Below are 20,449 nucleotides of genomic sequence, written 5' to 3' on the forward strand. Positions count from 1 at the left end.
CGGCCCCTGGCCGGGGCTTTATGCAGCTTATAAGGAGCAAGACATGGCAAAGCAGCTAGCTTTCAACGAAGAGGCCCGACGCGCCCTCGAAGCGGGTATCGACAAGCTCGCAAACACCGTCAAGGTGACCCTCGGCCCGCGTGGCCGCAACGTCGTCCTGTCCAAGGCTTGGGGCGCACCGACGATCACCAACGACGGTGTCACCATTGCCCGTGAAGTCGAACTGGAAGATCCCTACGAAAACCTTGGCGCGCAGCTGGCCAAGGAAGTAGCCACCAAGACCAACGACGTGGCAGGCGACGGAACCACCACCGCCACCGTATTGGCCCAGGCCTTCGTCAAGGAAGGCCTGCGCAATGTTGCCGCGGGTGCCGCACCGGGCGAAATCAAGCGTGGCATCGAGGTCGCCGTTGAGGCGGTCGCCGCACGCTTGGCCGAGAACGCCGTACCGGTTGCCGGCAAGCAGGTCGCCAACGTGGCAGCCATTTCCGCACAGGACGAAGAAATTGGCGAGCTGTTGGCCCAGGCCTTCGAAACCGTGGGAACCGACGGTGTCATCACCATCGAAGAGTCCTCGACGACCGCCACCGAGTTGGTTGTCACCGAGGGCATGCAGTTCGACAAGGGCTACCTCTCCCCGCAGTTCGTCACCGATCTGGAGCGCCAGGAAGCAGTCCTGGAAGACGCACTGATCTTGGTCAACTCCGGCAAGATCTCCACTGTGGCCGAGTTCCTGCCGCTGTTGGAAAAGGTCCTTGCAGCAGGCAAGCCGCTGTTCATCGTTTCCGAGGACACCGAGGGCGAAGCCCTCTCCACCCTGGTCGTGAACAAGATCCGTGGCACGCTGAACGCCGTGGCCGTCAAGGCCCCGGGCTTCGGTGACCGCCGCAAGGCGATGCTGCAGGACATCGCGATCCTCACCGGTGCGCAGGTTGTTTCCCCTGACCTGGGTCTGCAGTTGGACCAGGTTGGCCTCGAGGTGTTGGGATCGGCTCGCCGCATCACCATCACCAAGGACTCGACCACCATCGTTGACGGTGCAGGCACGGCAGAGGATGTTGCAGACCGCGTCTCGCAGCTGAAGGCCGAACTGACCCGCACCGATTCCGAATGGGACCGTGAGAAGCTCTCCGAGCGTCTCGCCAAGCTCTCCGGCGGCATCGGCGTGATCAAGGTCGGCGCAGCCACCGAGGTCGAGCTGAAGGAACGCAAGGCACGCATCGAAGATGCAGTCTCCTCCACCCGTGCAGCCCTCGAAGAGGGAATTGTTGCAGGCGGCGGTACCGCATTGGTTGATGCCCTTGCCGTGCTGGATACCGATGAGAGCGTGCTCGCCCTGACCGGCGACGCCCTTGCCGGTGTCGGCATTGCCCGCCGGGCACTGGTCCAGCCGTTGCGCTGGATCGCCCAGAATGCCGGCTTCGACGGCTACGTCGTCACCGCCAAGGTTTCCGAATCGCCGGCCAACGAGGGCTTCAACGCCCTGACCGGTGTGTACGAGAACCTGATCGACGCCGGTGTCATTGACCCGGTCAAGGTCACCCGCGCGGCGCTGCGTAACGCTTCATCGATCGCTGCCCTGGTGCTGACCACCGAGACCCTGGTCGCCGAAAAGCCGGCCGAGGAATCAGGGGCACACGCAGGACACGGCCACTAGGCACGAGTCATGCGGTAGCTTCACCACGGATGGCGCCGTCGGAATCTTGGTCCAGGACCCCTCTTGGGGGCCTGGGCCCGGAGACCGGCGGCGCCCTTCGTTTGCCCCGGGCCGCTCCAGCAATAGCGACTGCCGGAACGCTGTTGTAACGAAATAATAACGCCCTTTGCTAGGCTGGGGTGCTAGGCCCGATGATCCGGGCCTACACTCGTAGCAACGTTTTCAGGATATATAGATGTCTCAGTCCACCTCTGCGCCCGTTTTGGCGGGGCGGAACCACTCGCCGAAGACTAAGCCCCCATCGAACTTCAGGCCCGAACTTCAGGGCCTGCGAGCGTTGGCGGTCGTCTTGGTGATGGTCTACCACGTCTGGTTCGGCCGGGTTTCTGGCGGCGTGGATGTCTTTTTAATGCTCTCGGCGTTCTTCCTGACCGGCGGATTCATCCGCAAGGTTGAGGCAGGGAAGCCGCTGGCGCTGGTGACCTACTGGCTCACGGTCTTTCGCAGGTTGCTGCCCGCCGCGGTGCTGGTGCTGGTTGCCGTGATCGGTGCCAGCGTGGCCCTGCTGCCCAAGGCCCGGTGGAGCTCCATCATGGAGCAGATCACCGCGAGCCTTTTCTACCGACAAAACTGGCAGCTCGCCGCGGACTCGGTGAACTACTACGCTGCGGACCACACCACTGCGAGCCCGCTGCAACACTTCTGGTCACTGTCCATCCAAGGCCAGATCTTCATTCTTTGGCCGCTGCTGCTGGCCGCGGGTCTGGTGCTGACCAAGGCTCTGGTCACCCGCTTCCCCGCAGTGAACTACCGCGGTGTGATGGGTGCGCTCTTCGGTGCGGTATTTATCTCCTCGCTGGCCTACTCGATCCATATCACTGCCACCGCCCAGGAATGGGCCTATTTCGACACCGGTGCCAGGCTGTGGGAGTTCGCACTGGGATCACTGATCGCGGTGTATCTTCCGCTATTGGCCCGGCTGCCCGCGGCACTGAGTGTGCCGCTGGGCTGGGTGGGCCTGGCCGCAATCGTCAGCTGCGGCATGCTGCTGCAGGTCGAACACGAATTCCCCGGATACCTCGCGCTGTGGCCGACGCTGGCCGCGGCATTCATCCTCATGGCCCCGCAGAACGCCTTCGGCGTGCAGCGGGTGCTCGCGCTGGCCCCGCTGGTCAAGCTCGGGGACATCTCCTACGCGCTGTATCTCTGGCACTGGCCGGTGATGATCTTCTTCCTGGTGGAAACCGGTGGAGAGGAAATCTCCTTCGGCGCAGGCCTGGGCCTCATGGCCGTCTCGCTGCTGCTGGCCTGGGCCACCACCCGCATCGTCGAATCCCCGATGCGTTCCTGGCAGTGGCTCTCGGCCAAGCGCCGCCGGGTGGGGCTCAGCATCGCCGTGCTGCTCTCGGTGGTTCTGATCCCGCTGGGCGGCTGGGAACACCAAGTAGCCGCGGAGGAAGGTCGGGCCGCCGCCCAATCGGAATCCGATAATCCCGGTGCCCAAATACTTCGTCCCGGGTTCACCGCCGAACCAAGCGCCGACGCCCTGATGATTCCGTTGACCAGCAAGCTGGAAGATGAATGGTCTAACTACGGGGACGACTGCTCGGGGTCTTGGGCTCCGAGTGCCCCGGAAATCGAACACTGCCAGCAGGGCGGGGACCCTGACGCCGAAAAGACCATCATGCTGGTGGGTGACTCGCATTCCCAACACTGGAGCGGGGCGGTGGACCTCATGGCGCAAAAGCAGGGCTGGAACTGGATCCTGCTGACCAAGCCGTCCTGCCGGTTCGGCGGTCCCTCCCCGACCCGCGGCGATGCCTGCGGAGACTTCAACCAGGCAGCGGGCCAGTACGTGGTGGAACACGACCCCGATGCGGTGCTCACCGTCGGTACCTTCACCGTCCTGGGCGAAGACGATGAGGGCCGGAGCCCCGGCGAGCAGGAGCATGTGGTGCCCGACTACCAGGCGGGGATCAAGCCCCTGCTCGAGGCCGGGATCCCGGTGGTGGCACTGCGCGACACCCCACGCTTCACCACCCCGGTGCCCGATTGCGTCGATCGCTTCGGTGCCGAGTCCGAGCAATGCAGTATCCCGGTTTCCACATTGATGGCCGAGACATCTCCGCTGGATGCCTTGGTGGCCAGCGGGGAACTGGGGGAGAATTTCTCCACCATGGACATGACCGACCAGCTTTGCCCGGATGAAACCTGCAGCCCCGGCATCGGCAATGTGCTGATCTACATGGACCGTTCCCACCTCACCAGCACCTATGTCCGGACCACCGCAGCGGTCTTTGAAAAGCGATTTCTCGCCGCCCTCGACCCGGCCAACTGACTTCTGAACCCCGTGTTGGACTCGGCTGGCAGGCGCGTAGCAAACGTTGCGTTGGACACACCGTCCACGCGGGAATGTCGCTTGGCCCCGAACCGTTCTAGGATGTAACCAATCCCCGCACCGGCGTGAAAGGTCCCCCGTGACTGAATTCAATCCCTTTGCCTTTGAAGGCCTCACCTACGACGACGTCCTGCTGCTTCCGGGCCCCACAGATGTGATCCCCTCCGAAGCAGATACGACCACGCGCCTGACCAAGCGGATTAACATCAATATCCCGCTGCTTTCCGCCGCGATGGATACCGTGACCGAAGCCCCGATGGCCATCGCACTGGCTCGTCAGGGCGGCCTGGGCATCATCCACCGCAACCTGTCGATCGACGATCAGGTCGATCAGGTTGATCAGGTTAAGCGCAGCGAATCGGGCATGATCACCAACCCGGTGACGGTGCACCCCGGTGCCTCGCTGGCCGACTGGGATGATTTGTGCGCGCACTACCGCGTCTCGGGACTGCCGGTGGTCGATGAGAACCGCAAGTTGCTGGGCATCATCACCAACCGCGACACCCGCTTCGTGCCCCGCGAGACCTATGTGACCACCAAGGTCTACGAGGTCATGACGGCGATGCCATTGATCACCGCCAAGGTTGGGGTCTCCCGCGCGGAGGTCATCAACCTGCTGGGCAAGCACCGTATCGAGAAGCTTCCGCTGGTTGACGATGAGGGCCTGCTCCAGGGCCTGATTACCGTCAAGGACTTCGACAAGGCCGAGCAGTACCCGCTAGCCACCAAGGACGACGAGGGCCGGCTGCGCGTCGGTGCGGCCATCGGCTTCTTCGGCGAGGGCTATGACCGCGCCATGAAACTGATCGAGGCAGGGGTCGACGTGCTGGTGGTCGACACCGCCAACGGGCACACCAAGGGTGTGCTGGACATGATCTCCCGGCTGAAGAAGGATCCCGCAGCGGCACATGTGGATGTCATCGGCGGCCAGGCCGCAACCCGTGAAGGTGCCCAGGCGCTGATTGATGCCGGCGCCGACGCCATCAAGGTCGGCGTGGGCCCGGGCTCGATCTGCACCACCCGCATCGTCGCAGGTGTCGGTGTTCCACAGGTCACCGCCATCTACGAGGCAGCCAAGGCAGCGATTCCGGCCGGCGTGCCGGTCATCGCCGACGGCGGCCTGCAGCACTCCGGTGACATCGGCAAGGCACTGGTAGCCGGTGCCGACTCGGTCATGCTCGGTTCCCTGCTGGCCGGCACCGCCGAGTCCCCGGGCGACCTGGTGTTCATGAACGGCAAGCAGTTCAAGGCCTACCGTGGCATGGGCTCGATCGGTGCCATGGAGACCCGAGGCAAGAACACCTCCTACTCCAAGGACCGCTACTTCCAGTCCGATGTTCCCACCAACGAGAAGCTGATCCCCGAGGGTATCGAGGGCCAGGTCCCGTACCGCGGCCCGCTCTCCGCGGTGGCACACCAGCTGGTCGGTGGCCTGCGCCAGACCATGTTCTACGTCGGCGGACCCACCATCCCCGAGCTGAAGAACCGCGGTAAGTTCGTGCGCATCACCGCCGCGGGCCTGAAGGAATCGCACCCGCACGACATCATGATGACCGTCGAGGCCCCGAACTACCGTTCGCGTTAAGACTTCCTCGTGACCCAAGGCCCCGGCCGTGCCCCGCTTGCGGAAGGTACCGGGCGGGGCCTTTGGGCCCTCTGGTGAGGACGCGGACTATACCCCTTCGGTGGGTCGAATAATCGGCTACAAACCATCGATGGATGATGGATTCCCCTCGATTGGCTTAACTTCCAATGCAATAGGTAGGCTTACGTGGTTGGTGCTGTTACCCCCAAGTACGGCATCACGATCGGAGGAAACCGGCTACCCCCAAGTGCCGGTCTCTTCCCTAGGAGTTACGCCGCAGACCCCAAGCTGCGCGTGCTTCGGGCAGGAGCCTGCTGAGTTATCGCGGGCTCCTGCCTTTTTCAGATTGATGCTTTCTGCCTCCGCCTGACGGTGCAGAGTGTTTGTCATCCGGAACACCAGATTTACTGTTATCAGGCCTTGCTTGTCCCTGGGATCATCCTCAGGACGGCGCCAGTAGCTGTCAGCGGGTCCCGGGTTCCGTGATGCGGCTGGTCGCAACAGTGGACCCCATCGGGCCAGCGACTTGACCTTGCCCGGAGGATCCCTGCCAGCGGGCGCACCCTCGCCGAGCTGAAGAGCCACTACTTGTTCGCTCGGCGCACCGCCTGATCCCAAGGATTCGAACCCTCCCGATGACACGATGACCGTCTACGGCAAGGGCGGTGGGTTGCTGCGCACATACTCTGCCGGCGCGGTGCCGGATGACGGCGCTCCCGGCGGGGCATCGCGGTGCTGATCCCACTTTCCCAGCAGCAGGAAAAGACCGGCTCCGGCTCCGGCGCCAAGGGTGTTTGCCACCACGTCGAACACCGATGAGAACCGTTCGGGCAAAAAGATTGCCTGGCCGAGCTCGATGAGCACCGAGGCACCAAGGCCTACTGCCACGGGAAGCCACCATGTCCTGCTCCAGACCCCGGCGAGGTATCCCAACGGCATGAACAGGACGATATTCGCGGCAAACTCGATCGTGTTGTATCCGATGAACCCCGGCATGCCGTGGGTCTGGAGCCACGTGATGACGGTGGTGAGGTTTCCGCTCATCGGGCGGTCCACCGGCGTCGGCCAAAAGGCGATGGCCATCAGCGCCGCGAGGTAGAGTGCGGCAACGCCTACGGCGACACGGACATGGGGTTTGGTCATCAGGCTCGAATACTCGTGACGGGTGTTGGAAGCGGGCCCCATGCCGCCGGGATGGTGCGGCCCACGGCCCAGTTTACGCCAGAGGGTGGAACCCCGGTTTCGTCAACTTTAAGTCGGCCATTAAAGCGCTAAGAATCAGGCCACCTGGGCTCGGTGTCGTGCCCTTTCAGCTTTAGTGTCTTCCGCCCCAACTGTTGATAGTCGGAACGTCAGCCATGGAGGGCCAGTTCTCGTAGCATGGACCGCTCGCCGTGCTGGCATGCCGGCTGGTCCGCGGAAAGCACCAAACCATGTTCCACGCAGGCAGAGGCGCCACCCTTGGGCTGAAGCAATTGCACCGGCATGGCTTCATGATGACCGTTGTGGCACCTAACACCGTTCGCGCAAGGCACCATCACGAGCGAGGCCCCTGCCGTGTTCCTCCGCAACGGGGGAGATGCGGACGGAGCCAATGCCATGACCAACCCATCGTTGGTGCCTGCCGGGCAGTGTCCACCCGAGAAGCGGAATGTGGCACTAGCCTATAGGCCTTGAATCAACAGCTCCGAGAATCCGGCGGAGTCCACCGGATGTGCGTAGTAGAATCCCTGTACCGTGGTGAAACCCATGGCTTTGAGCTTCGCCGATTGCCCGGCGGTCTCCACGCCCTCAACGATGCACTTGAGATTACAGGCAGCAATCAGGTCCGAGATGGCGCGAAGAAACGATTCCTGGGTCGAGTCTCCGGCAATGCCATCAACCAGTGACTTATCGATCTTGGCTCCGGCGACGGGCAACTGCCGCAGGTAGCTGATGGAGGAGTATCCGGTGCCGAAGTCGTCGATGAAGACCTCGACGCCCATTTTCTGCAGGGCCAGCAGCGTATAGCGGTGCAGGTTGTCCCCGGACATCAAGCGGTTTTCGGTGATTTCCAGGCACAGGACGCTGGCCGGCAAATCGTGGTGGCGCAACGCCGCGAGCACGGCGTCGGCAAAACGCAAGTCATGAAGTTCACGCGAGGTGACGTTGAGATGGACCTTGAAGGCGTTGGTGACGAGTCCGGCGGTGCGCCACATCTTCACGTCCTCCAAAACCCGGTCCAGCAGGTATTCGGTCAGCTCCCCGATCATGCCTGATTCTTCGGCAGTGGGCAGGAATTGGTCTGGCCGCACCAAGCCGTGGCCGGTGCGCTGCCATCTCACCAGGGCCTCGGCACCGATGATCGACTCATCCTCCAGGCAGATCACTGCCTGGTAGGCGGGGAAGAACTGCCCGGCGCCCAGGGCCTGCCTCAGGTCCGCCAGCATGTCGGCCTTTTCGCGCCGCTCAAAAAGCATGAAGGGCTCGAACTCGACCACCTTTTCGACGCTCGAGCGCTTGGCCACATACATGGCCGTGTCCGCTTCCAGCACCAAGCTGTCGGGGGAGTGGCTTTCGGTGGCCTTGGCTATGCCGAGGCTCGCGCCGGGAGTCAGATGGATGTTCTCGACGACCATATCCGTATTCATGGCTTCAACGATGCGCCGACCCACAGTGGTCGCGCTGTATTCGGGCAGGCGCACCAAGACCGCAAATTCGTCGCCGCCCAGGCGCGCCACGATGTCCTCGGTGCGCACACAACTGCGCAGCCTGTCGGCCAGCTGGCACAGCACCTTGTCGCCCACCGCATGGCCGTAGGTGTCGTTGATGCTCTTGAATGCGTCCAGGTCCAGCAGCAGCAAGATCGGGGCGGGATCACCGGCCCGGCTGGCTGCCAGTGATTTCTCGATCTCACTCATCAAGGCCGAGCGATTGGCCAGCTGGGTCAACGGGTCGGTGTAGGCCAGCAGGGCCATTTGGTCGTGGGCCGCCTCAAGCTGCCGGGTGCGTTCGGCCACTCGACAATCCAGGGTGGAATACGTCGTCTCCAGTTCGGAAGCCATGGCATTGATCCCCATGATGATGGCATCGATTTCGTCGCGCTTGTTGCTGGGGTGAAGCACCGTGTCGAAGTCCATGTCTGCGATCCTGAGGATGGCATCGACGATTTGTGGAATGCGGGGTTCATCCGGCATCGAGGGCCCGGAGTTAGGCATCTGCCAGCAGGAATGCCAAGGCGTCCTGTCGCCTCTCGGTGTAGGTGTGTCGACGCAGTGGATCGATCTTGCGTGCGAAGAACCGGGCCAGGACGCGGTCGGTAGGCCCGGCGCCCAGCAAGGCGATGCGGATGCCCCCCGTCACGGAATTGAAGATGCGGGAAACTTCTGCATCAACCCTGTCCAAGCCGCAGATGTCGATCAGCAGGTACTTGATCCTGTGTTCGAGTCGGGTGTTGGCAGTAGCCAGCAGCCCCGTGACCGTGGGGACAGTGAGTTCGGTGTGGGGCTTGAAACTGATCTCGAGCAATTCGTTGGTGTGGAACGTGAGTTCCGCGTGCTCGGATTCCTGGGTCCAAACCACGTGAGGTTCGGCGGAGGGGGTCACCGGGGCAAGGACTATGGACCCGTTCATGGTTCCAGTGCCGACGTCGAGGGAGGGGACGGTCTCCATGGTTACTTGACTCCGATTCGTTTGCGGCGATCGTCTTTTCCACGTAGGTCTCGATCTAGTCGGCGGTCGCCCTGGTACAGCAAGGTCGACCAATCGGTGTTCTCCGGTGTAGCCACAGGGTAGGGGACCTTGGCCGTTTTGGCTTTTTTGGGCGCGATGAAGAGCCAGTTGACGACACCAAGAGCCATATCGACGATCGAGTTCTTGAAACCAATGTATGCACGAATGGCGTAGAGGGCCAGCACGGAGTTCAAGGCGGCAAATGCAACATTGCCCCAGTTGCTGTCCTGGAAATCACGCCACATGGTGAAGAGCGAGAAGATGACGATCAGATAGGGGATGACCACATAAAGTCCCGGCGAGGCGGTTCGGTTGCGGACCTTGGGTGTCCTGACAAAAGGAATCTTGTCCCCGGTAAATGCCTGTTCCATCGACTTGAGGACACCTGCCATGTTCACCGGCAGGAGAATCAGGTTGAATCCGTAGATGCGGAAGATGTCGCTAAACCGATGACCGCTGTCGCGCAGGTCGCTGCCCATGGCGATGAAGTAGGGCAGTGCCGCCGCAAAGATCAGTGGGCTGAGCAGCCGACCGTCATAGGGGTAGGCCAAGAGGAAGATCAAGCCAACGCTGGCCCAAGCAATCGATGACATGTAGTTGACCCGCAGTAGCACCTCACGCAATCCAATGCGCTCATTGCGGCGTTTGCGTTCATTGATCTGCCGGCCAAACTTAGGAAGGATCAACAGCCCGCCGTTGGCCCACCGGCGACGCTGAACCACTAGGGAACCAAAATCGGGGGGAGTCGCACTGTAGCTGAGTCGCTCGGGGTAGTTGGACAAGGTCCAGCCGAAGGTTCCGAGGTCGATACTCGACTCGGTGTCCTCGATGACGGTGCGATCCTGGATGTAGGTTTGGATTTCGTAACCGCCGACGGTGGCGGTTTGGCTAATATCCAGCAAAGCCTGTTTGCGGATGACAGCATTTGCCCCGACCCAGAAGGTGGCGTTGTAATGGGTCTTTCCTTGGTGCAGGATGTGCTGGATATCCGTGGTGGCACCGGCAAGGCGTTCGATGCGGGTGGGCGCGCCGCGGAAGGAAGAATAGGGGGTTTGGGTCACGGCCACGCGGGAGTTCTCCTCGGATTCGAGAAAGTAGACCAGGCGCAGGCAATAGTCACGCAGCAACAATGAGTCGGCGTCCAACGTGAGCAGGTATTCGGAGTCCGGGATATCCAGGATCTTGACCGCTTCTGCGGTTTTTTGCGCTGGATCCAGGGCACGCAGGACCTCGATGTCCCCCCGCTGCTCAACCAGCCACTTTTGACCCATGAGGGAGATGTAGGCGTTGAGGTTCATGGCTTTGTTCACTTCTTGGGAGAGGTTCGCGTATTTCTTGCGTTCAAACGTGTGCATCTGTACGGAGAAAATGCGCACCAACCGCAGATGAAATTCTTCGAGCCGGTAGCTGTCCGGTGAATCGTTTTGTGCGGCGGCCGCTTTAAGCGCCAACAACGTCAGGCGCAGCTCACGTGCCAGGCCCATGATGACCGAATCGACGAAGAACTCGTCTACATGGTCCTCGACCTTTTCGTTGGCAGCCATGTCCTCGAGCCAGGTCGCGGCCGCCTCATAGGCAACGATCGTGGTGGCCAGCATTTGCGGGGACGAAGCTCCGGCCTCGCGTTGTTGGCTGAAGAGGGTGTGCGAGGCCTGGGCAGCGTTGAGGGCAGGCTCCAAGTCTCTTTGGATATTCGAGGCCAGATCGCGGGTTTCCTGTAGTTTTGCCAGGACCTCGGGATCTTGGGGGTAGGGATTGTCGTCCACGAGCAAAACCACATGCAGGTTCGTGAATTCCTGCAAGGCGACTGACCAGAGCGTCTTTCTGACCACTGACGGTTCCTCGGCATAGCTGGGGACCAACGTCGTGATCGACTTGTCATAGGAACGGAAGTGCCGGTCCAGCTCGCCGCGGGGCACACGGCGGTGCTGGGAAAAGCGCAGAAGCGCTCCCTGCCTGGCGATGAGGTACATCAACGCAGAGAAGGTCAGCAAGGTGACCACGGCAAGATACATGGCGGCCTCGAAACGGAACCGGAAGCCGGCATCCGGATTGTCTGCCAGTTGTCGCATGATCGTGCTGATCACGTAGCCAACCCAAGCCAGGATGGTTGTCACAATCGCAATGCGTCCCCATGCCATTTTTCGGCGCGAAGGAATCGGGTGAACTATCGATAGTGGTTCGGATCGCTTCTCAGCTCCCCATTGCCGCTTCCGCATTTCCAGGTTCCCGACCCGGCCGTCACTATCAGTTTTATTCAAGACTGTTCTGCTCCCCAGCAAGTCAACGTGCGCGCTAGGCGGTCTGATTGCCCCCAATGCACTTGTGATCCTGATCCTAGCGTATGATCCTTGCGTGATCAGTATTGTGAAATCGAAAGTTGCACTCAAGGTTTGCTCAAGTTTTGCCTAAGATTCACGCAAGTTTATTATGTAAATGAATCTATATATTAATTATTTCTATTTATTTTTATGGTAGTTTAAAATCTATATTGTGTCTTGCTGTGGGATGTGTTGGCAGGGGGCGGAAACTGATTAAGAATTGAGTTTAATGTGTCTAACTTGACCGGCGGCAGGCGCCTTTCACTGATCCGCGTCTTCATTGTTGCTGTGGTGATCGCCGGATTAGTGGGGGGCGGAATGTACCTGTGGAATACGAACCGCGATTCGGCTACAGCTGCCGACACGGGGCGCTGGTATGGCTCCTATGTGGACGCGACTTCGACGCCGTTCTATCCAATTGCGGAAAATGTCGCGCAAGGGCAAAGAGTGGTCCTGGGGTTCGCCGTGGCGGATCCCAAGGACGCATGCGTGAATTCATGGGGCGGCTACTACTCCATGGACAGTGCCAACGAGACGTTCGACCTGGATCGCAAAGTGGCTCGCGTGCGAGAACAAGGCGGGGAGATCGTCATTTCTTCCGGCGGGCTGAATAACGACGAACTCTCCACCGCCTGCACCGACGAACAGAAGATCATTGCCGGATATGAGTCGTTCCTTCAACGATACGATTCCACCACGCTCGATCTGGATGTCGAAGGAAACGACCTTGAGGATTCTGCAGCTTCCCTGCGGCGTGCCTCTGCGGTGGCTGCTCTTCAAACCCGTGCCAAGGATGCAGGGAAGCCCTTGGAAGTCTGGGTTACCCTTCCTGTCGATACCAGGGGTCTGACCGAGTCCGGCCTGGGCGAAGTCAAGCGGCTCCTTGAAGGCGGTGTGGACCTGGCGGGAGTGAACCTGATGACGATGAACTTCGGGGCTACGCGCGCCGCGGGCGACAGCATGGCAGCGGCGTCGGAGCAGGGGGCACGCAGCGCCCACGCGCAGCTCAAGGCGCTGTACGGCCAGTTGGGACGAGAGATGGGGGACCAGACACTGTGGACGAAGATCGGTCTCACTCCCATGATCGGCCAGAATGACCTGATGGGCGAGGTGTTCACGTTGGATGATGCCAAGGCCTTGAAGGATTTTGCCGTGACCACTGGCGTAGGCCGGATCTCGATGTGGTCGGCGAACAGGGATGTGGACTGCGGGCCCAACTTCCCGGATCTGCAACGGGTATCGAACAACTGCAGCGGAACCAGTCAGGAAGACGGTGCTTTCGCCAGCCTGCTCGCGGCCGACCTGGACTCCTCCGGCGTCCCGGCGAAGGCAAACCCCTCACCAGTTGAGGCCCCCGTGGAGACGGCCATCGTCGATGACCCCGCGAAGAGCCCTTACCCGGTATGGAACGCCGAAGCTGCATACCCGAAGTCGGAGCGTATCGTATGGCGCGGCAACGTTTACGAAGCAAAGTGGTGGACTCAGGGAGAATCCCCGGATCTTCCGGTCAGCGATGTGCGCGCGGCGGCTTGGAAGCTGATCGGCCCGGTGCTTCCCGGCGACAAGCCCGAGGAGCCGGTCAAGGTGCCGGCAGGAACGTATCCGGCCTGGACGGGCGGAAAGGTCTATGAGAAGGGCGATCGGATCGTGTTCGACGGCCGGATTTTTGAGGCCAAGTGGTGGAACGAGTCGCAGAATCCCGACGCCGCGGTGCAAGGCGCCGTCGATTCACCGTGGTCTCGCCTAAGCAACGAGCAGGTCAAGAACATCCTCAAGGAGACCAAGAAGACGTCGTAAGCCGAGCCGGCAACGCGTAAGTCGCGCCTTCCACTGTCTTTTTAATACGGGTGGCGTGGTCGCGTTCCCGTTCAGCCGCTTCGGTACGCCCCAAAGCGTCGAGGACCTGTGACCACAACAGGTGCACCGAGGCATCCTCCGGCGCACCACCGGCATCGGCATCAACCAGCGCCTTTTCCAACAAGGAGGAAGCCTGCTCGAGATCGCCGTTGGCCACATGCCATCGTGCCCGGGTTCCGGCCAGTCCCAGGAGCTCCACTGCGTTGCCTCCGATGATGTCGTAGGCCAGCCGGGCACGCAGAATACAGTCGTCGGTGCTCTGGTTGGCAACGCCGGCCTGCAACTGCACATCGGCGCTCGCATTGTTGAACCGCGCCCACATATGTATGTCGTTGATTTGCTGTAATTTGTCGGCCGCCCGCTGATGATAGGAAAAGCCGTCGGTCACATGGCCTTTCGCAAAGGCGAGATTGCCCAACGTCCAAAAACCCTGCCCGGCCACCAAGGTGTCCTCAACATGTTCCAAGGTGCGGGACAAAGGGTGGTGGATGGCCCAGGCCTCGTCGGTCTTGTCCGCCTCGACCAAGCACGCAATTATTCCTTGGTAGGCCTCGGCGCGGGCGTGATGGCTGTCCTGGATGGTTTCCATAACGGCCAGGGCCGTGCGTGCGGTGTCCACTGCTTCGTCGTGCCGAGACTGGTTTCGCAGGGCAGCTGCACGCAGGATCAAGACCTGGACCTTGAACAACAGGTCGCCTTGCATTCGGGGGAAGTCGAGGATTGTTTCGGCGGTTTGAAACGCGACGGCATACGCACCGGTCAGGATCTGGCTTTTTCCCATGTCGTAAAGGAAGTCGGATTCCTTGGCTTGATCACCCAGTGCCCCGTAGAGGCGGGCACACTCCGCGGCTGCTTCCAACACCTGCTGCTGATCCCCTGCGTTGCGGATACTGCGGTGGTGTGCTTCCGCTTTGGCGGCGAGGAATTGAAGTGAACGGTGGGGCATGACCTCAATTATGCTCCATGTGGCCCCGGGCGCTTCCACCGCTTCCTTTCTCCGGGAGTCGTGGAACGGACGAGATAACAGGCGACACCAAAATTTTGCTGGTGAATCCATCTCTCATAAGTGCAAGTGAGACGTATAATAGGCCCTTGGGGTTGCCGACCTGTTTGAGGGTGCGGGCATTACGGGCACCGCCCCGATCACTCGCCCGAATACCGATTGAGATGGAGAATACATGAAGAAGATCCTGGGTTCGGCCCTTGCCGCAATGCTTCTTGCCGGTGCAGTGGTCGTTGGCGGAGCCTCCGACATTGTGCAGCCCGACAGCAATTCGGCGCAGAGCGTTGGCATCGTCAAGCCCTTGGGCGGAAACAACAACTGGCCCTTGCGCGAAGTGTCGCCGGCGGGCGGCATCAGCACCATCGCGGGAAACAACAACTGGCCGCTGTAGGTTCCACACGCTTCGGTCAAGGCCGATGCTACTTCGGTTAGCTCTGATTTCTTCATGAGACGCCGGAGGACCGCTGATTCCGCGATTCTCCTGGAATCAGCGGTCCTTGCGTTTTTGGGACGTGACGGTGGCGGCCGTGTCGCCGCTCGGTGCGCCGGGTTCCACTGCCGAAATGCCTGTTCTGTCGTCTCGAACGGGCTCTGCGGCATGCCGTAGCTATGCCGCGAGGTGCCCGTGACTCCAGTGCTGGCGCGGCCGGGTGAAGACTCCATGAAGGAGGAAGAACAAGGATGGTTCGGGTGCCACTTGGGCGGCCATCATCTTCTTGCGTCGGGTGGTGCCAATGATCTTCCCGGCAATCCAAAACGGCCGGTAGTGTCAACGCGGCTAGTTCCAGGCTGCCGCCCGACGTCGGAGTTCCGGTCCTGGTGGTCCAAAGCTCCGACGATGTCGTCACCCGGAGCATGTAGGGACATATCTGGAAGCGGCCCTCCCCGACAGCACCTTGGTTCGGCTTGAGGCCATCGGGCATGTCCCGCAAAGCAGCGCGTCCGAGCAAGCTGCCTCCGCCATCTCGACCACCTCAGCCCGACATGAGCCAGAGATCCGCCGAGAACCTCCGCTTTGGACGACTCTTCGAGTAGGGGCCCGACGACGATGGTTGGACGACGGATGAAGGCGCGCTCGGGTCGTGGGGGACCACTCACCGTGCCGGAATGCAAATACTCAATGAAAAGGCAGTGCGCGCACTTGCGTCGTCGCGGGTTGTTGCAGGATCTATGCCAACCCGCTCGGGCAGACTGCCACCGAATTTCCGTGCACATGTCAGTGACACTGAAGCGGGGGCCATTAGTGCCGGTCGTCATCACGTTGGTCCATGGAACACACCTGGGGTGCGATGTCCCGGCACCGATGTCCTCGAAGGGCGCGAACCGACGAGGAGTGGGTGTGTACGGTGCTTTCGCGATCGGGTTGAGCACCTGTCCCAGGTCGGTTGCCGGAGCCCGACAGCCGTTGGTGTCGCCTGTGCGTGGCGTTCACCAGTGTAAGGATGAGCGCGCCGAGGACCGCACCCATGGTGTTGGCCAGGATGTCCAGGAGCGAGGCGACCCTATTCGGCAGTATGAGCGCCTGGCCGTGCTCGATGATGCACGACGCAGCGAAGCCCGTGGACAATGCGTGCCACCACTTCCCGGTCCACGCGGCCGCGATGTAACCGAAAGGCGTGAAAAGCAGGATGTTCGCGCCGAATTCGATGTTGTCGTAACCGATGAACGAGGGCATGCCATGTGCATGCAGCCACCCGATGACGTTGCCCAAGCTACCGCTGACCGGACGATCCACGGGGGTCGGCCAAAAAGCAATCGTCGCCAAGACCAAGAGGTAGGCAACGGCAACGATCACGGTGAAGCGGAGAGGTTGTTTGGACATTTCGCTCAGTCGGGGTGGGGAACCAAGTTGCGGCGCGGCCGAAAAAGAGTGGCGCGGCGCCATGGTCATTCTACGGCAGGACACAGCATACAAGGAGCGCTGGTATCGAATCTCTTAGCCCCTATGCGGCCCATGCCAGATGCAACATGAATGCTGCGACAAACGTAGCCGGCACGGGGGAGTCCATCCAGGGCAACGCCAAACCCAGCCCGCCGTATGGCCGGTGCCGGGTTGGGTGTTGCCCGCGACCCCATTCCCGGCACGCCGCGGCAACGATGCAGCCGAGAAACTTCGCGGTCCTGCCGACGACGCCGACGGTGACCGCGAGACAACCATCATCGACCGAATCCTGGCCCTCCGGATGGTGCCCCTTGGCCATCGAAGCTATTCCCGACCCGAAGCATGCAAGGCAAGGGGCTGGCCGCAAATCACCAGGTCCTGATGCCGGAAGCCGGGGAGACCTTCACGGCATCCAAGTCCTAGGCGACGGACGGCCCGGTGAAGGGCCGGGGCATCGGGGTGCCTCCACCCAGGGAAAGGGGCGTTGGGACCCGCCCGGAAATCTCGGGGGAACATGCAACAGGGGGAGAATGCCCACCGAACGATCCAGCGGTGTGGCCGTAGCGCGCGCCGCTAGCTGAACGGGGTCTGCGGGTGTGCCTGGCGTTGTCCGTCAATGATGAAATCCGTGCGTTCGTCGTAGAAGCAAACCAGCCCGGCGATCGCGGCCGATTCGGGCAGCGGCTCGCGGTAGCACCAGGCCACCTCCCCGCCGCCACTGGCCGGTGCCCAGTAGCTGGCCGTGCCCTTGTAGGGGCACTTGCTGGTGCGCTCGGTGGCCACCAGGGCATCCCACGCCACGTCCTGGCGCGGAAGGTAGTAGCGCGCCGGCAGGTGCGTTTCGAAGAGCATCATCGGGTGGGCCGAGTCGGCCAGATGCATGCCCTCGAGCTCCACGCGAATATGCCTGGTCGATGCCATGATGTCGACCCGGTGGAAGGGATCGCGCGGATGCGAATCGATGGGCACATCCTCTTCGAACCAATCGAAGGCACGGAAATCGACAAGCACGACGCCCGAAAGCTCCGCATCGTCAGGCCGGTAGGCCGCAGCCGGGACCGTGTGACCGGACACCTCGATATCCAGCGCCGTGCCCGCGGCGGTGTGCAGCGCAAAGTCGTCATCGGGTGTCAGTACCTTCCTCCCCGCTTCCGGCTTCGGGAGGCGGGCGGCACCGGAGACCGAGAGGTTCGCCAACAGGTCTGCCTCTGGCACGGCGTAGATGGGCACGATGCGCCCCGGCTCCCAGACGAGCAGCGCGCGTGTTGAGTCCAGCACAGGGGTGCCGTCGAGGTATGCCCGCACGCGTTTGGGCGTCGGCTCGTACCGCAGGGAGGAGAGCGACTGGTTCAAAAGTAGGGAAATTTGGGTGGCCACGGCGCCAGTATGCGCGCGCCGAACTCGGCGGTCAAGGTCCGGAATGCCGGTCAGGAACACGTTCGAGAAACTCTGAGTTCCGTCCCTACAGGTTTGCGTTCCTCAAGCCGCGGCAGGGAACCCTCTCATCTCTCCCAGCGAATCCATAGACTCAAGGAGCGGTTCACCAGACCTTGATGCCGAAGCGCCGGGACACGGTCTCCAGGGCCGGGTTATGGAGGTGGATGGGAGCGCCGTCGTTCGAGGACATCTCCTCGCCCTCCAAACCATCATCCCTGCGGCGCAGCCAGTACGCCCAGCAATGCCCGCCCCCGTGCTTGCTATTGAACCGGATCCCCAGCGGCAGGCTCCCATCTTCCAGGACCTGCTTACGGATCCAGGCGGACACCATGGCCGTCGCTGCGCGGTCTTCTCCGTGCAGGACACCCAGGGTGAGCTGCGTAAGGCCACGTTCCTCGTGCAGCTGCGCACCGATTCCGGCGCGGATCGCGGCAACGGAGTCGGGGTGCTCGACATCGACCCACCAGCCCGTGCCAGCGTGAGTTCGTAGATGCGGCGACGGTCGCGCCAATGCTTGGCAAGGGCGCCGAGACCAAGCTGGTTGCCCCATTCGGTGTCCACGGAACGCAGGTACTCCTCAAGGGCCATGCCCATGAAGTCGGCATCCTTCTGCAGGGGATGAATTGCGCCGAGTGTCAGGGCATAGCCGGAGAGGACCTCCGCGAAAGCGATCTCCTAGTCGGTGGAGATGTAGATCGTGGAACCCGGGGTGTCGTAGCGGCTCCAGCCAGCCGGGTCGTCCCCGGCCAGGCGTTCGGGTGGATCCAGCGGACCGCGGTGGGTGGTGGCGATCCGACATCCGGTCCGGAAGTCATCGACGACCCAGAGGCCCGTTGTCTCGCACCGGTGCCCATTCAAAGGTCCTGCCTGTCCTCGAGGAACGCGGTGAGGGCCTGAGTGACTTCCTTGTGCCGGTCCTCGCGGATGGCGGTCAGGGGCGTGTCCTCCTCCAGAAAGGGGTTGCCACCCACGAACCAGGCACGGGCAATGGCATCGGTCTCGGCGTCGGCGATGGCGATCCATACGCGGTGTGCCAACAGCAGTCGCTTCTGGAAAGCCGGTCCGGGAATCGAACCGGCGGGCTTCGCCCAGCGGTGGGGGGCCTTGGGGTCCTTGCTGCCGGCCAACGTGGCCACCAGAAGCGGGCCTAGGTGGGAGTTCAGGCGGCGTACAACCTCGTGGATATCCAGTCGTGCCGTCTCGGCATGGCCAGCGATGATCGTGGTGGATGTGCTCATGACACCATGATAACACCTAAATAACACCCTGAATACACCGAAGTATCGTCTACGTGATATAGGCCGTCTTACTTGCAATCCTCATCGTCGCCTTATTTCTTGGTGGAAATGCCGTAGGACCACTCCATGCAAGATTGAAAGACTCACAAAAATCCGGGGCTGCCCCTACCCAGTAGACGACCCGTTCCCAGGGTGGCTCGTGAAAAAGTGAAATACCTGACGTTATTTGTTGTGGGAGCTAGGTTGTGAGCGCATTATTAGGCAAGGACCTACGAAACGGGGACACCATGTCTGATACTGAATCGGAGCAGCGTGCTTGGGAGGTAGCTAGCGTTGTATTTGGCGTCAGTGTGGGCGGGGTGGCAACTTTTTTCGCTCGGCAGAACTGCCCTCCTCTTCAGAAGATTCCTTCCTCGAAACAGTGGATATGTACCTTGGGTGATGTAAATGACACTTTGCTGTCTTTGTTCGTGGCCCTTGTTGTCGGTCTGATTGTCCTCGCATTTTGGGAAGGCCATTTCGCATGGAAGCGTATGTCTCGACCATCGAGCTGACTAGAGCACTCTTGATGTGACGAAGTGCCGTACAACCACGGACTTGGGGACCAGCGGTACAGCGGATGGCGCTGGGAACTCAATCATGGTTGTCTAACGCGGGAAATCATGATTGTGCGGGGTATCGTCGGAAAAATCTCGATCACTGGTGGGGCGGATATTGTCAGTCGGGCCCGTGGCATTTCTGACTGATGAACAGGCCAACGCATCTGGAAGGTTAGCCAAGGATCCAACGTGGACCGAGTTGGATCGCTTATTCTTCCTCGACAACGACAACGACAACGACAACAACGACGACCGGACTTCGATCGCAAACTAGCGCGGTGTCCACCATCAATTGGGCCCTGCATATATGTACGGTCCGCTACCTCGAACTGTTCCTGGAAGATCCCTTGGCTGCGCTGCGGCTGGCCGGTTACACGCATACCTGTGCTTATCGTCAGCCGCTGTACCGAGGGTCTCCAAAGCCGATACCACCGGCGCTCGCCGGCCTCCGGGACAGCGGGTCCTCACCGGAGAGACTGGTTCTGCTGGCCCTGCTGGTGCCCGGAGCCTTCACGTGGTGGCCTTCCCCGGAAACCCGCGACGGCACGTGGGCCACGCCGTGCTGTACGGCGACCGTCTGGAACTGGTCGACTCCTACTGTTGCCCGGGCTGAAGCTATCTCCGGTGGGAAGGCCGGCTGGTGCGGTAGGCGGCTGGCCGACACTGAGCAGCTGACGCGTCCGGGCCGCGGGGCCCCGGGTGCCGTCTCCGGCGCATCCGTCCGGAAAGCGGGTATGGACCACCGGTGACTACGTGTATCC

15 protein-coding genes are annotated in these 20,449 nt (G+C 61.5%); 6 read left to right on the plus strand and 9 right to left on the minus strand.

Annotated features, from left to right (window positions below):
- Nucleotides 1–43: 43 nt before the first annotated feature.
- From groL to guaB, 3 genes are all read left to right on the plus strand, one after another.
- Nucleotides 44–1,657 (plus strand): chaperonin GroEL, encoded by a 1,614-nt coding sequence (groL, locus tag ADIAG_RS03255; protein ID WP_007269877.1) that lies wholly within the window; start codon nucleotides 44–46, stop codon nucleotides 1,655–1,657.
- 235 nt (nucleotides 1,658–1,892) lie between these two features.
- Nucleotides 1,893–3,995, plus strand: a complete 2,103-nt coding sequence (locus ADIAG_RS03260) for an acyltransferase family protein (protein WP_007269878.1) — start codon at nucleotides 1,893–1,895, stop codon at nucleotides 3,993–3,995.
- A 139-nt stretch (nucleotides 3,996–4,134) separates the two neighbouring features.
- The gene (guaB, locus tag ADIAG_RS03265; protein WP_007269879.1) at nucleotides 4,135–5,640 is read left to right on the plus strand and encodes an IMP dehydrogenase; all 1,506 of its coding nucleotides are present in this window, start codon (nucleotides 4,135–4,137) and stop codon (nucleotides 5,638–5,640) included.
- 651 nt (nucleotides 5,641–6,291) lie between these two features.
- On the opposite strand, the gene ADIAG_RS03270 is transcribed toward guaB, so the two are convergent.
- The 4 genes from ADIAG_RS03270 to ADIAG_RS03285 all read right to left on the minus strand — a co-directional run bounded on the left by ADIAG_RS03270 (nucleotide 6,292) and on the right by ADIAG_RS03285 (nucleotide 11,570).
- Entirely contained in the window at nucleotides 6,292–6,783 is a 492-nt protein-coding gene (locus tag ADIAG_RS03270) for a VanZ family protein (RefSeq protein ID WP_051059809.1), read from the minus strand.
- Nucleotides 6,784–7,304: 521 nt separating this feature from the next.
- Nucleotides 7,305–8,837 (minus strand): putative bifunctional diguanylate cyclase/phosphodiesterase, encoded by a 1,533-nt coding sequence (locus ADIAG_RS03275; protein ID WP_043473220.1) that lies wholly within the window; start codon nucleotides 8,835–8,837, stop codon nucleotides 7,305–7,307.
- Complete coding sequence (locus ADIAG_RS03280; RefSeq protein WP_007269882.1) at nucleotides 8,830–9,291, minus strand: STAS domain-containing protein; 462 nt, start codon at nucleotides 9,289–9,291, stop codon at nucleotides 8,830–8,832. The genes ADIAG_RS03275 and ADIAG_RS03280 overlap by 8 nt, the downstream gene beginning before the upstream one ends.
- A 2-nt stretch (nucleotides 9,292–9,293) precedes the next feature.
- The gene (locus tag ADIAG_RS03285) at nucleotides 9,294–11,570 is read right to left on the minus strand and encodes a glycosyltransferase family 2 protein (RefSeq protein WP_043473223.1); all 2,277 of its coding nucleotides are present in this window, start codon (nucleotides 11,568–11,570) and stop codon (nucleotides 9,294–9,296) included.
- Nucleotides 11,571–11,960: 390 nt separating this feature from the next.
- On the opposite strand from ADIAG_RS03285, the gene ADIAG_RS03290 reads away from it, so the two are divergent.
- A complete protein-coding gene (locus ADIAG_RS03290; RefSeq protein ID WP_235045819.1) occupies nucleotides 11,961–13,469 on the plus strand; it encodes a chitinase in 1,509 nt (502 codons plus the stop codon).
- On the opposite strand, the gene ADIAG_RS19885 is transcribed toward ADIAG_RS03290, so the two are convergent.
- The gene (locus tag ADIAG_RS19885) at nucleotides 13,444–14,475 is read right to left on the minus strand and encodes a hypothetical protein (protein WP_051059810.1); all 1,032 of its coding nucleotides are present in this window, start codon (nucleotides 14,473–14,475) and stop codon (nucleotides 13,444–13,446) included. The genes ADIAG_RS03290 and ADIAG_RS19885 overlap by 26 nt on opposite strands.
- Before the next feature lie 232 nt (nucleotides 14,476–14,707).
- On the opposite strand from ADIAG_RS19885, the gene ADIAG_RS03300 reads away from it, so the two are divergent.
- The gene (locus ADIAG_RS03300; RefSeq protein WP_007269886.1) at nucleotides 14,708–14,923 is read left to right on the plus strand and encodes a hypothetical protein; all 216 of its coding nucleotides are present in this window, start codon (nucleotides 14,708–14,710) and stop codon (nucleotides 14,921–14,923) included.
- Between the two features lie 849 nt (nucleotides 14,924–15,772).
- On the opposite strand, the gene ADIAG_RS03305 is transcribed toward ADIAG_RS03300, so the two are convergent.
- Both ADIAG_RS03305 and ADIAG_RS03315 read right to left on the minus strand, forming a co-directional pair.
- Nucleotides 15,773–16,354, minus strand: a complete 582-nt coding sequence (locus ADIAG_RS03305) for a VanZ family protein (RefSeq protein WP_007269887.1) — start codon at nucleotides 16,352–16,354, stop codon at nucleotides 15,773–15,775.
- A gap of 633 nt (nucleotides 16,355–16,987) precedes the next feature.
- Nucleotides 16,988–17,791: a DUF427 domain-containing protein gene (locus tag ADIAG_RS03315; RefSeq protein ID WP_043473394.1), complete on the minus strand. Its 804-nt coding sequence runs from the start codon at nucleotides 17,789–17,791 to the stop codon at nucleotides 16,988–16,990.
- A 313-nt stretch (nucleotides 17,792–18,104) separates the two neighbouring features.
- On the opposite strand from ADIAG_RS03315, the gene ADIAG_RS21295 reads away from it, so the two are divergent.
- Nucleotides 18,105–18,341 carry a hypothetical protein gene (locus ADIAG_RS21295; RefSeq protein ID WP_152426035.1) on the plus strand — a complete coding sequence of 79 codons (237 nt, stop codon included), beginning with the start codon at nucleotides 18,105–18,107 and terminating at the stop codon, nucleotides 18,339–18,341.
- 185 nt (nucleotides 18,342–18,526) lie between these two features.
- Here the strand turns inward: ADIAG_RS21295 and ADIAG_RS03325 are convergent, their stop codons facing one another.
- Entirely contained in the window at nucleotides 18,527–18,709 is a 183-nt protein-coding gene (locus ADIAG_RS03325; RefSeq protein WP_043473229.1) for a hypothetical protein, read from the minus strand.
- Nucleotides 18,706–19,089: a hypothetical protein gene (locus ADIAG_RS03330; RefSeq protein ID WP_007269891.1), complete on the minus strand. Its 384-nt coding sequence runs from the start codon at nucleotides 19,087–19,089 to the stop codon at nucleotides 18,706–18,708. The genes ADIAG_RS03325 and ADIAG_RS03330 overlap by 4 nt, the downstream gene beginning before the upstream one ends.
- Nucleotides 19,090–20,449 lie beyond the last annotated feature (1,360 nt).

Origin of the sequence: Paeniglutamicibacter gangotriensis Lz1y (assembly GCF_000348945.1) — a bacterium.
Taxonomy (GTDB): Bacteria; Actinomycetota; Actinomycetes; order Actinomycetales; family Micrococcaceae; genus Paeniglutamicibacter; species Paeniglutamicibacter gangotriensis.